The sequence below is a fragment of the Mesorhizobium sp. WSM4813 genome, from assembly GCF_055811555.1.
The window spans coordinates 1-11,230 of record NZ_JBVVQU010000101.1 but is presented as its reverse complement, the minus strand read 5'-3'; the positions used below and the strand labels follow the sequence as shown (position 1 = coordinate 11,230).

Here is an 11,230-nt window from a genome sequence, read left to right as displayed (position 1 = left end):
ATTACACGCCGGCGGAATGCGCCAACTACATCAAGAACGCCGGATATGCGTCTACCTAAAAACAGAACGCTCTAGGGCTGTCGGCGTGATTCCATCATGCGCTTGAGAGCGTCCTGATCGTTGCGATGCGATCGGGCGGCTCGATCATCGCCTCAGCCCGGCCATGAAGGCCTTTACTCTGGCGGGGTCGACCTCGTTCCACCAGACACCGTCATGCTTCAGTGCGCTAGCGATGATGACGCCATCGACGATGCCAAGAATATCGTTTGCATTATCGGGCGTCACGCCGCTGCCGACCAGCGTCGGTAGGCCGGCAGTCTCTTTGATCATGCTGATATAGCTCAGATCCGCAGCGTGCCCGGTGCGCTGACCGGTCGCAATGATGGCGTCGGCGTCGAAGAAAACCAGATCCTTGACCAGTTCCTCCAACGGGCGGTCGGCAACGATCGCATGTGCGCCATGCTTGACATGAGCATCGGCGAAAACGCGGATGCCGTTGGCGCGAAGCTTGGCGCGGTAGCGTGCTGCCCGACCCGACTCGCCCTCGACAAAACCCTCGTTGGCGACATAGGCATTCGCCCATTGATTGACGCGGATAAAGCCCGCGCCAGCGGCACTGGCGGTCGCAAGGGCAGGGATCGCGGCGTTTGCCAGCACATTGATGCCGACCGGCTTGCCGAGTTCGCGGCGGATACGGTCGGAGATAACAGCCATATAGGCCGCTGTCTCCGGTCCGATATCGTCAGGTTTGGCAAAGGGGATGTCGCCATGATTCTCGACGATCACGCCGTCACATCCGCCGTCGAGATAGGATCTCGCATCATCGAGACCCCGCTGATAGATCGCCTCGACCGCCTCGCCGTCATAGCGCGGCGCGCCAGGGAGCGGCGCAAGGTGAACGACGCCGATCACCACCTTGGTGCGGCCGAAAAGTTCTATGAGAGCGTCGCCGCTTGATTGGCCGAGTCGGGTCATGAGACCTCCGTTTCATAGATGAGCGCCGCCATTTCAGACGCGGAAGGACAGGATATCAATGTGCCTGGGCGAGTCACCGCAATTGCCGCGGCCGCGAGCGCGAACTTCAGCGCTGAGATAACCGACATGCCCTTGGCAAGCCCGCCGGCCAGACAGCCGCAAAACACATCGCCGGCACCGCTGGTGTCGAGCGCTTCGACGCGCGGCGCCGGCAAACGATGCGGTCCTGCCTGGTCCGGGCCAAGCACGAGACAACCTTCCGCACCAAGCGTGACCACGACTGTCCCGGCGCCTTTGGCCGCGAGCGCTTCGGCCGCAGCTGCCATATCGCCTTGGCCGGTCAGCAATTTCGCCTCGGATTGATTCACCACCAAAACCTGCGCCAGACCGAAGTCAGGCAGGGCCGCCGTATCGATAGGACTGGCGTTCAGGACGGTGCGTGCGCCATTTTCCTGTGCTGCCCGCAGGCAGGCATTTATCGCGTCGCCTCGCAGGTTTCCTTGGCAGACAAGGATGTCGCCAAACGCAATCCGGCGCGCCAGTGCGGTTTGCGCTATCGGATCGAACGCCTCGCTGCAGGCAACGCCGCTGACGATGAAATTCTCGCCACCAGCCTCAATGACAATAGTCGAGCGGTCGCTCGGCAGGTCGAATTCGCTCACCTCGAGGTCAGGCAACTCCCTGTCGAGAGATGCCCTGATCCATGCGCCTGCGCGGTCCTTACCGAGCGCCGTCCAAAACGTCACCGCAGCACCCGTGCGCGCGGCCGCAACCGCCTGGTTTGCGCCCTTGCCGCCGAGGCCGTCAGCGTAGCTGCTAGCGTTCAAAGTCTCGCCGGCAGCAGGGAAGCGGCCGACGCGAAACATCGTGTCGACGCAGGCGTTGCCGACGACATGGACATGCATCGCTCAGCTCTCACCGGTCGCCCAGCTCAGCATCTGTTCGAACAGAGTTTTGTAGCCCTTCCAGGCGATGAACTCCGGCGGCAGCCAATGCGGCCCGACATCGGATGTCCAGGCCACAGTGCGGCCCTTGCCGTAGTGGCCGGTGACAAGCAGCGGCAGTGATCCGTAGTCCGATGACACGGTTGCCAGAACTTCCGCCCCGTCTTTCAGCGCTACTTCGTTGAAGCCGAGCAGGATCGGCCAGTCCGAACCGAGACCCTTCAAGATCGGATGGTCCGAGGAGCCTTTCAGGACAGGCGAAAAACCTTCCGGCACCTCGACGCGGTCGTCGAAGGCGAGGCAGTTCACCGGCAGCACCTCCTCGACCGGCGTCTTGCGATAGCGCGCGCCGCCATTGATGCCTTGGAAGCTATAGTAACCGCCGAACATCAAAAGCCCGCCGCCGTCGCGCACATAATCGCGCAGCAGCCGCAAGCGGTTCGGCGTCGGCTTCGAGTGAACCCAGGTGTCGGGGTGCAGAAGCAGCGTGTTGGCGCCGATGTCGGAGAGCACCACCGCGTCATAGGCTGAAAGCGCCTCCATTGTTTGGGGAAAGCTGCGCTGTGCCTCATGCGCCGGCATGAAGGTCACGTCGAAGTCGGTCGTCTTCAGCGCCGTCAGCAATTCGTCCGCGCCGGTGTGGTAGGTGACCGTCGGGAACTGGTCGAAGCCCTTGATATGGGTCGCGGTCGACACCCAGGATTCGCCGGCAAGCAGGATCTTTTTCTTGGACATTTGAACTCCGTCGTAAGTCTAAGCCGAAAGTCTGGGCCGCTTAGTTTTGCCGCGCGAACACGGCCTTCGGATTGGTGATCAGCAGGCGGTCGATGGCTGGCTGCTCGACCCCATGCCGTTTCAGGCGCGGTATGAAATGCTTGAGGATGTAGCCATAGCCGAAACCGCCGAAACGGGTCAGCATGATCTTGAGGAACACATCCTGCGACAGCAGCAGGCGGTCGCCGAAGCCGGCCTCGATAAGCGCCGCGATTGCCCGCGCATTCTCTTCATCGGAGGGCGATTGCGCGTCCTGATCGGCATAATAATAGTCCATGCCGATCATATCATATTCCAGGAAAGCGCCGCGCCGGGCGAGGCTTGTCTGATAGTCGAGGTCGTTGTGGCTCGGATTCATGTGGCAGAGCACTGTGTGGCGAAGATCGGCGCCCTCGGCCTCGACGATATCGAGCACATCGTGCGCCAGCCGCTCCCAGCCGGGCAGATGGATCGACAGCGGCACGCCGGTGATGTGCGAGGCCCGCGCCGAAGCTCGCAGCGACTTTCGTTCCTCTGAAGTGAAGTCCTTGCTGACGCCGACCTCGCCGATCAGCCCGGCCAGGATCGGCGGCTGCGTCTCGCCGCCGCCGACGTCGTTGACGATGAACTCGGTCACGGCATCGATATTCATCGCCTTCAGCCATTCGGGATGGGTGTGCTCCAGATAGAAGCCGGTCCCCATGACAATCTTCAGGCCGGACATGCGGCTGATGCGGGCGAGCTTTTCCGGCTCGCGGCCGATGCCGATATTGGTCGCGTCGACGACGGTGTGGCCGCCCAGCGCGCGATAGCGTTGCAGCTCAGACAGCGCGAGATCACTGTCGTCGAGCGAAACATTGTCGCGGTTGACGTAAGGGTTCATGCGCAATTCGCCGATGATCTCGATGTTCACCGGCTGCTCGGCGAGCGCCGTATCGTCGGGATGACAGGGACATTTCCAACTGCGCGCGCCGTCGAGCAAGATGTGCTCGTGCATCAGCGTAATGCCCATTTCTTCGACCGGAACGGGGCCGAGCACGGTCATCACATGGCCGGTTTCGACCCCGATCGCCAGCCGCTGCCTTGGCGCTGCGTCATCGAAGAGATTACTCATAGGCTCAACGGCTCCGCACCGCGCCACGGAACAGGCGGAAGTTCAGCCAGATGGCGATCAGGATGATCGTTCCGGTGACGATCGGCGTCAGGAAAGGCGACAGATGCGCCAGGATCAGGCCGTTGCCGATGACGGCCACGGTAAGCGCGCCGAGCACCGTGCCGACGATCGTTCCGCGGCCGCCGAACAGGCTGGTGCCGCCAAGCACGACGGCAGCGATGACCTCGAGCTCAAAACCTTGCCCGGCGTTCGAGGATCCGGATCCGAGGCGGGCCGCAATGATGATCCCCGCAAGTGCTGCCGCGGCGGCGGAAATCACATAGACGAAAAGCGTCGTCAGCCGCGTGTTGACGCCGGCGCGCCTGACCGCCTCAGTGTTGGCGCCGATGCCGGTCACGTAGCGGCCGAACGGCGTCTCGTTGAAGGCGATATAGGCGATCGCGAGGATCGCCAGCGCGATCAGCGCCGGCGCCGGCACGCCAAGCAGCCAGGCGCGGCCCAGCACCGTGAAAGGGCTCCCGGGCTCGATGGGGATCGAGTAGCCGCCGGTGATCAGCAGCGCCACGCCACGGATCACCGAAAGCCCGGCAAGCGTGACGATGAAGGCCGGGATGCCCTCATAAGCGATGAAATAGCCCTGCACTGCGCCGAGCAAGGCGCCCAGCGCAAGCATGGCGAGGATGACCAGCGGCCACGGCAGGCCCAGCTGCAGCAATGTCGCCGACAACGTTGCCACCAGCGCCAGCACGGAGCCGACCGAAAGATCGATGCCGCCGGTGGTGATGACGAAGGTCATCGCTGCGGCGACGATCAGCAATGGTGCCGACTGACGCAGGATGTTCAGCAGATTGGGCGACGTCAGAAAGGCATCCGTCGCCACCGAAAAGATGACGCTAACGATAAGAAAGAACAGCGCGATCGACACGACACTGCCATTGGCAAGCACCGCATCTCGCCATGTGCCTGCGCGGACCCTTCGAGACTGAGCGGAGTGGGTCGAACTCACGTCGCTCATGCAGGCGCTCCATCGCGATAGGCGTTGGCGGCCGAACGCGCGTTGAACTTGCGGCCCACGATCAGGTTGACGACATCCTCGATATTGGTCTCGCCGATCAGCCGCTCGGCGACGTTGCGCCCCTCGTACATGACCTGAATGCGGTCGCATACAAGGAACAGATCCTGAAGGCGGTGGGTGATCAGAATGACGCTGACGCCGCGCGCGCTCACGGCGCGGATCAGGTCCAGCACAGCCTCGACCTCGGCGACGGCGAGCGCCGCCGTCGGCTCATCCATAATCAGCACGGACGGCTCGAACGAGGCGGCGCGGCCGATCGCGATCGACTGTCGCTGTCCGCCGGACAGGTTTTCGACCTTGAGCCGCGTGTCGGCGATAACGATGCCGAGTCGGTCGAGCATCTGGCGCGTTTGCTCATGCATGCGCTTCTTGTCGAGAAAGGAAATGCCGGCGATGCGGCGGCGCGGCTCGCGGCCGAGAAACAGATTGCCGGCGACATCGACCGTGTCGCAGAGAGACAGATCCTGATAGACCATTTCGACGCGGGCTGCGCGCGCGTCCGCCGGCGAGTTGAAGGTCACCGGTGTCCCATCGATCTCGATCGTGCCGGCATCGGGAACCACCGCCCCCGACAGCACCTTGCTCAACGTCGACTTTCCCGCGCCATTGTCGCCGACCAGCCCCAGGACCTCGCCCGGCCTCAGCACCAGCGACACGTCATCGAGCGTCTGAATGGCGTTATAGCGCTTTGAGATGCCGCTCATCCGCACCCGACAGGTCTCGCCACTGCTCATCTTGGATCCACAGGATTTTGCAAAGCGTCCGCGGCGTGGCCCCAATCCGGCGCCGCGGACCGGTCATCGATGCAGTTTACTGGAACATCGCGCGGTATTGGTCGACATTGTCCTTGGTCACGATCGTCACCGGAATATTGATGATCGGCTCGACCGTTTCGCCTTTCTTGAGCTTGGTCAATGCTTCGACAGCGGCTTTGCCTTCGCCGGCCGGATCCTGCTGGACGACCGCGACCACCCAACCATCGTCAATGCCCTGAATGACCTGCTTGGTCAGGTCCCAGCCGAACACCTTGACGTCGCCGGTGCGGCCTTGGCTGGTTACAGCCGAAACAGCGCCGAGCAGAGCCGGCTCGCCGGTCGCATATATCGTCGTCATGTCCGGATTGGCGGTCATCAAATTCTCCGAAGCGCTCATTGCGGTCTCCTGAACATTCTGGCCGTCGACCGTGTCGAGGAAGGTGATCGCCAGGCCGCTGTCAGTGACCGCCTTCTTGAAACCGTCGAGCCGCTGGTTCTGGATGAACGAATTGAGCGCGCCGACAATACCGATCTTGGCAGTGCCACTCATCTGCGACTTCACATAGTCGACGTAGAATTTGCCGATATCCTCGCCGGCCTTGGCGTTGTCGACGCCGATAAACGAAACGTTGTCGCCGTCGGGTATCTGCGCATCGATGGCGATCACGGGGATGCCGGCCGCCTTCGCGGCGGTGATTGCGGGCTTAACGCCGTTCACGTCGATGGCGACCAAAATGATGCCGTCGACTTTCTGTGTGATGTAGTTCTCGATCGCGTCATTTTGCGCGCTCGGCACGTTGTTGGCATTGAAGATGACCAGCTTGGCCCCGGCGGCGTCGGCCGCCTTCTGCGCGCCCTCGTTGATCTGGTTGAAGAACAGGGCCTGCTGGTTGATGTTGACGAGAGCGAAGGTATCGGCGAACGCCGATCCCATCGCTGTCGAGCAAACGGCGATGACGGCGGCGCAACGGACGAGAAGTTTGAACGGACGCATTTACGGTTCCCCTTGCTTGCGGGCCAAACCTGTTCGGCTGGTCCCATTGGTGCTACAGGCAAGAGCCAACATTCAAGAGACTTGAATGCTTGTCAACGCATTTGAATCCCTGAACGCCGATCAGAAGGTCGCCGGCGTGTTGACCCAGAAAATGCTGGCTCTCTCCTTGCCGATGTTGCGGTAATGGTGTGGCAGCTCCGACCTGAACACGAACGCGTCGCCAGTGGCGAGATCATGGCTTTTGCCGTCGACGATCAGCTTGATCCGGCCAGCCAGCACATAGCCGACCTCCTCGCCGACATGCTGGATGGGTCCTTCGCTCTCGCCGTCTGCCTCGATATGATGGATATTGCACTGCAGCAGGTGACCGGGCGAATACGGAATAATTCGTTCGAGCGAAATGCCCTCGCCGCGCCTCAGCGCGTCGAGCGAGATCAATGGCCTCGCCCCGGCGCGGAACACGATCGCCTCGTCATCGTCGACCTGTTCGAACATCCAGCCGATATTGGTCTCCAGAACCTCGACCAGGCGGTGAAGCATCGGCAACGATGGCGAAGCCTTGCCGTTCTCGATCTTGGACAAAAGGCTTTCGGAGCAGTTCGCAGCTGTCGCCAGCGTCTTCAGCGTCATGCCCCGTGTCTGGCGGGCGAGGCGCAACCGCGTTCCAAGCCGCGCGGCATTGACGGTGCCATCCGCTTCGGATTCCGGCCGTCGCCGATCGATTTTGTTCATCCGTTCGCCAACCGTTCAACAGTCATGGACAACTGTCGCGCGAGCAAAAGACAGCGGCGACCGATTTGCAAGCGATGATTTGTCATTTCGACGCTGCAGTGCCTCGACCAGTTTTTGATAGCACGGATAAAGCAACTCAACGTCAAGCACTCGCCTTCTATAGCGACATCGGTCGCCCCGCGATCAACCCAGCGCTGACTGGAACAAAAAGCGTTCCTGCGTTGTTCTCCAACGTCCTGATGTTCGAAGTGGGCTGGTTCGTACGCCGGGCCGGGGAGATTTCGCGGTGCCTGTAGAAAGGGATGGCGAGGCAGATGGATCCTGACGACCTCGGCACAGAACGGATCGTCACTGTCTTCGGCGGAACAGGCTTTCTCGGACGTCGGATCGTGAAACGGCTCCTGGAAAGGGGTTTCACCGTCCGCGCTGCATCGCGCCACCCGGCCCGCGTGGGCCCGGTCTTTTCTTCGACTGCAAGGATGCCCGAAGCCATCGGGGCGGATATATTGGACGCGTCCTCGATCGGCTCGGCCCTTGCCGGATCACAGGCGATCGTGAATGCTGTCAGTCTCTATGTCGAGCAGGGCGCCCAGACGTTTGAACGCGTGCATGTGAAAGCCGCGGCGGATCTCGCCGCCGCGTCGCGCGCGGGCGAGGTCGACCGGTTCGTCCAGATTTCGGGGATCGGCTCCGATCCTCAATCGGATTCGAATTACATTAGGGCACGTGGGCGCGGAGAAGAGGCGGTGGCGAGCGCATTTCCAGGCGCCATCATTGTGCGTCCTGCCGTCATGACAGGACCTGACGACGTTTTCCTCACGAGGATTGTGAGGCTGATACGTCTCCTGCCGATCTATCCGCTGTTCGGCGATGGTGGCACACGGCTTCAGCCGGTGTATGTGGAAGATGTCGCAGAGGCAGTGAGCCGGCTGATCGATGGACGAAACCACAAGGGTTCATCGAGATTAGAATTCGGCGGCCCGCGCATCTACACCTATAAGGAACTGCTTCGCGAGATCGCCCGGCAACTCGGTACCCACATCAGGTTGATGCCGGTGCCGTTTGCAGCGTGGGACGCCTTGGCCGGCGTCGCGGAACTCCTTCCGGCCGCGCCCCTAACGCGCAATCAGGTCGATCTCATGCGGCACGACAATGTGGCAGCAATCGGCGCACCGGGCCTGAAGGAACTCGACATCGAGCCGCGGGGCATCGAGGAGGTGATCCGTTTGATCGAACGGCGCGCGTGACGCCGGCTCGCGCCCGTCTCCTGCTTAGCAAGAGTCTACGATCCTGACGGGAACCTATCGCCATGCGGCGGGTTGGTCGAGCTTGAAGCAATAAAGAAGAAGGAAAAGAACTATGGCCAGATGCGATCAATGCGGGAATGACTACGACAAGGCTTTCGAAGTAAAGCTAGCTGAGGAAATCATACGTTCGACAGCTTCGAATGCGCGATCCAGAAACTTGCTCCGGTTTGTCCGCACTGCGCATGCCGGATCATCGGACATGGCGTCGAACAAGATGACATCATCTACTGCTGCGCACATTGCGCCGCAGAGGAAGGTGCAAGCGCGCTGACCGATCGCGCACCCTGATACAATGCTATCAGGATCAAGGCCCCATGAGCCAAGGAACATCGCTCGACACGGGCTTATTGGCAAGCATGGAAGCTCAGCATTCAGAACATAGCAAAGCCGTGATCAGCGAAAGCAACAAAAGGACGGTTTGGCCGTTCTGATCAGCCGCATGAGCGGCGGAGCATCCGAAGACATGACTACGCCGCAAATCCTGTCGTTCGCCGTCATCTTCGTGATGATGGCGGCGCTCGTGTGGGGTCGGTATCGATATGATCTGGTCGCAACCGCGGCACTGTTGCTTGCACTCGCGGTTGGGATCGTGCCTTTTGACGAAGCCTTCAGCGGGTTCAGTGACGATATCGTGGTCATTGTCGGCAGTGCTCTGCTGGTGAGCGCGGGCATAGCCCGCTCGGGCATCATGGAAGTTGCCATCAAGCGCTCTGCTCCGAACCTGTCGGGTGTTCGGTCGCAACTGGCGCTGCTGGTGATCGTGGTCACGATCCTGTCTGCCTTTGTAAAGAATATCGGTGCGCTCGCCATCATGATTCCGATCGCCTTTCAGTTCGCGCGCCGGTCGAGCGTTTCGCCCTCGATATTCCTGATGCCTATGGCGTTCGGGTCGCTGCTCGGCGGGCTCATGACGCAGGTGGGGACATCTCCCAATATCGTTGTGTCCCGTGTGCGGGAGGAACTGACCGGCACCGCCTTCACAATGTTCGACTTTACACCTGTTGGAGCCGCGCTGGCCGCCGCCGGAACGATCTTCCTGGTGCTTTTCTATTGGCTGTTGCCGGTGCGCGAAAAGCTGGGCGGGTCGGTGAATGAAGCCATCAACATCAAGAATTACCTGACAGAGGCCCGAATTGTCCGCGATTCGACGGTGCTCGGGAAAACCGTCGCAGACCTCATGAAGCTTTCAGGCGGCGATGCTATCGTGACGTCGATCCTGCGCAACCGGACTATGCGGATGACGCCACTGCCCGACGTTGTCCTCAAAGTGAACGACATTCTGCTGCTCGAGGGCGACCCAGAGGCGCTGCATCGCCTTGTCTCCCAGGGTAAGCTCAGCGTCACGGGCGATAGGGTCGGCGGTGACGACACCGCCAGCGAAATGGTCGCTATCGAAGCCGTCATCGGTGAAAGCTCCCCTTTGATCGGCTGGACAGCCCAGCGCCTTGCCCTCTACCACCGCTTCAATGTCAACCTCCTGGCTGTCAGCCGTCACAGCGAGCGCCTCGACCGCAGGCTGGCCGAAGTCCAGCTAAGGCTCGGCGACGTCGTCGTGTTGCAGGGCAATGCTGCGACGATACCCGAGATACTGCGTGAACTCGGCTGCCTGCCGCTGGCGGAAAGGGCTATCCTGCTTGGTAGCGTCCGCAAGGGTGTCGTGCCGGTAATCATCCTTGCTCTCGCCATGGTGGCGACTGCGTTCGGGCTGCTCCCTGTTTCCGTCGCTTTCTTTGCGGCCGCGGTCGGGATGGTGCTTTTCAGGGTCATCCCGGTCCGGGAGGTCTACCAATCGCTGGATGGTCCGATCCTCGTCATGCTCGCCGTTCTCATTCCGGTGAGCGATTCGCTGCGCAGTACAGGGGCGACAGAAGTGGTTGCCGGCGAGCTTGCCAAACTGGGGACCATTCTTCCGGCGCCCGGCGCACTGATGCTCATCCTTGTCGCCGCCATGGCCGTTACACCATTCCTCAACAATGCCGCCACCGTTCTGGTCATGGCGCCTATCGCCGCCGAATTCGCCGGCGATCTGGGCTACAGGCCGGAAGCATTTCTGATGGCAGTCGCAATTGGCGCCGGCTGCGATTTTCTCACCCCGATCGGCCACCAGTGCAACACGCTCGTCATGGGGCCGGGCGGCTACCGTTTCAGCGACTATCCACGTCTGGGACTGCCGCTATCGTTCCTCGTCGTCATTGTTGCTGTGCCGATGCTAATGATCGTATGGCCAATGAACTGATACGCGATGGACGGATCAATCCTGCTCGACTTTCGCCGGCCGACGAAAACTGTCGCATCTCTAGCTTGCTCAACTGTCGCATCACTGAACGGCTGCTACACATGTGTCCGGAACAGACATGTGAGCGATGGCTGGGGCGCCAGGATTCGAACCTGGGATTGTCGGTACCAAAAACCGATGCCTTACCACTTGGCTACGCCCCAGCAACGGTTGCGCGCGCGGCCTTATAGGACGAGCCGACGGAAAGCTCAATGCCGAGAATAGCGGCTGTCGTAAGCAGATGAGTTGTCCGGATTAGGTAGCAGATGAGTTGTCCGGTTTGATCACCAGCGAACGGAGGCTGGG

At 61.1% G+C, this 11,230-nt stretch carries 10 protein-coding genes and 1 tRNA gene; 2 read left to right on the top strand and 9 right to left on the bottom strand.

Translation table 11 applies throughout. From position 1 onward, the window contains the following. Nucleotides 1–144: 144 nt before the first annotated feature. From AC0L25_RS31465 to AC0L25_RS31430, 8 genes are all read right to left on the bottom strand, one after another. On the bottom strand, nt 145–975 hold the full coding sequence (locus AC0L25_RS31465) for a BtpA/SgcQ family protein (protein WP_473599031.1): 831 nt from the start codon (nt 973–975) through the stop codon (nt 145–147). Next, nucleotides 972–1,880 carry a PfkB family carbohydrate kinase gene (locus tag AC0L25_RS31460; protein ID WP_473599030.1) on the bottom strand — a complete coding sequence of 303 codons (909 nt, stop codon included), beginning with the start codon at nt 1,878–1,880 and terminating at the stop codon, nt 972–974. The genes AC0L25_RS31465 and AC0L25_RS31460 overlap by 4 nt, the downstream gene beginning before the upstream one ends. A gap of 3 nt (nt 1,881–1,883) precedes the next feature. After that, nucleotides 1,884–2,654: a glutamine amidotransferase gene (locus tag AC0L25_RS31455; protein ID WP_473599029.1), complete on the bottom strand. Its 771-nt coding sequence runs from the start codon at nt 2,652–2,654 to the stop codon at nt 1,884–1,886. A 40-nt stretch (nt 2,655–2,694) separates the two neighbouring features. Continuing rightward, the gene (locus AC0L25_RS31450) at nt 2,695–3,786 is read right to left on the bottom strand and encodes a phosphotriesterase family protein (RefSeq protein ID WP_473599028.1); all 1,092 of its coding nucleotides are present in this window, start codon (nt 3,784–3,786) and stop codon (nt 2,695–2,697) included. Between the two features lie 4 nt (nt 3,787–3,790). Next, nucleotides 3,791–4,801, bottom strand: coding sequence for an ABC transporter permease (locus AC0L25_RS31445; RefSeq protein WP_473599027.1), 1,011 nt, complete (start codon nt 4,799–4,801; stop codon nt 3,791–3,793). Further along, nucleotides 4,798–5,595, bottom strand: coding sequence for an ATP-binding cassette domain-containing protein (locus AC0L25_RS31440; protein WP_473599026.1), 798 nt, complete (start codon nt 5,593–5,595; stop codon nt 4,798–4,800). Before AC0L25_RS31440 ends, AC0L25_RS31445 begins: the two co-directional genes overlap by 4 nt. 76 nt (nt 5,596–5,671) lie before the next feature. Beyond that, nucleotides 5,672–6,610, bottom strand: a complete 939-nt coding sequence (locus AC0L25_RS31435) for an ABC transporter substrate-binding protein (RefSeq protein WP_473599025.1) — start codon at nt 6,608–6,610, stop codon at nt 5,672–5,674. Nucleotides 6,611–6,730: 120 nt separating this feature from the next. Next, nucleotides 6,731–7,342, bottom strand: a complete 612-nt coding sequence (locus AC0L25_RS31430) for a cupin domain-containing protein (protein WP_095492366.1) — start codon at nt 7,340–7,342, stop codon at nt 6,731–6,733. Nucleotides 7,343–7,656: 314 nt separating this feature from the next. On the opposite strand from AC0L25_RS31430, the gene AC0L25_RS31425 reads away from it, so the two are divergent. Both AC0L25_RS31425 and AC0L25_RS31420 read left to right on the top strand, forming a co-directional pair. After that, nucleotides 7,657–8,589: a complex I NDUFA9 subunit family protein gene (locus AC0L25_RS31425; RefSeq protein WP_473599024.1), complete on the top strand. Its 933-nt coding sequence runs from the start codon at nt 7,657–7,659 to the stop codon at nt 8,587–8,589. Nucleotides 8,590–9,112: 523 nt separating this feature from the next. After that, nucleotides 9,113–10,885: an SLC13 family permease gene (locus AC0L25_RS31420; RefSeq protein ID WP_473599023.1), complete on the top strand. Its 1,773-nt coding sequence runs from the start codon at nt 9,113–9,115 to the stop codon at nt 10,883–10,885. A 128-nt stretch (nt 10,886–11,013) separates the two neighbouring features. Here AC0L25_RS31420 and AC0L25_RS31415 read toward each other — a convergent pair. Continuing rightward, a tRNA-Gln gene (locus AC0L25_RS31415) sits at nt 11,014–11,088 on the bottom strand. Nucleotides 11,089–11,230 lie beyond the last annotated feature (142 nt).

What these genes read in the sequence shown, in the direction of transcription:
- AC0L25_RS31465 (WP_473599031.1), bottom strand. Translation starts at nt 975, where the DNA reads ATGACCCGACTCGGCCAATCAAGCGGCGACGCTCTCATAGAACTTTTC.
- AC0L25_RS31460 (WP_473599030.1), bottom strand. Translation starts at nt 1,880, where the DNA reads ATGCATGTCCATGTCGTCGGCAACGCCTGCGTCGACACGATGTTTCGC.
- AC0L25_RS31455 (WP_473599029.1), bottom strand. Translation starts at nt 2,654, where the DNA reads ATGTCCAAGAAAAAGATCCTGCTTGCCGGCGAATCCTGGGTGTCGACC.
- AC0L25_RS31450 (WP_473599028.1), bottom strand. Translation starts at nt 3,786, where the DNA reads ATGAGTAATCTCTTCGATGACGCAGCGCCAAGGCAGCGGCTGGCGATC.
- AC0L25_RS31445 (WP_473599027.1), bottom strand. Translation starts at nt 4,801, where the DNA reads ATGAGCGACGTGAGTTCGACCCACTCCGCTCAGTCTCGAAGGGTCCGC.
- AC0L25_RS31440 (WP_473599026.1), bottom strand. Translation starts at nt 5,595, where the DNA reads ATGAGCAGTGGCGAGACCTGTCGGGTGCGGATGAGCGGCATCTCAAAG.
- AC0L25_RS31435 (WP_473599025.1), bottom strand. Translation starts at nt 6,610, where the DNA reads ATGCGTCCGTTCAAACTTCTCGTCCGTTGCGCCGCCGTCATCGCCGTT.
- AC0L25_RS31430 (WP_095492366.1), bottom strand. Translation starts at nt 7,342, where the DNA reads ATGAACAAAATCGATCGGCGACGGCCGGAATCCGAAGCGGATGGCACC.
- AC0L25_RS31425 (WP_473599024.1), top strand. Translation starts at nt 7,657, where the DNA reads ATGGATCCTGACGACCTCGGCACAGAACGGATCGTCACTGTCTTCGGC.
- AC0L25_RS31420 (WP_473599023.1), top strand. Translation starts at nt 9,113, where the DNA reads ATGACTACGCCGCAAATCCTGTCGTTCGCCGTCATCTTCGTGATGATG.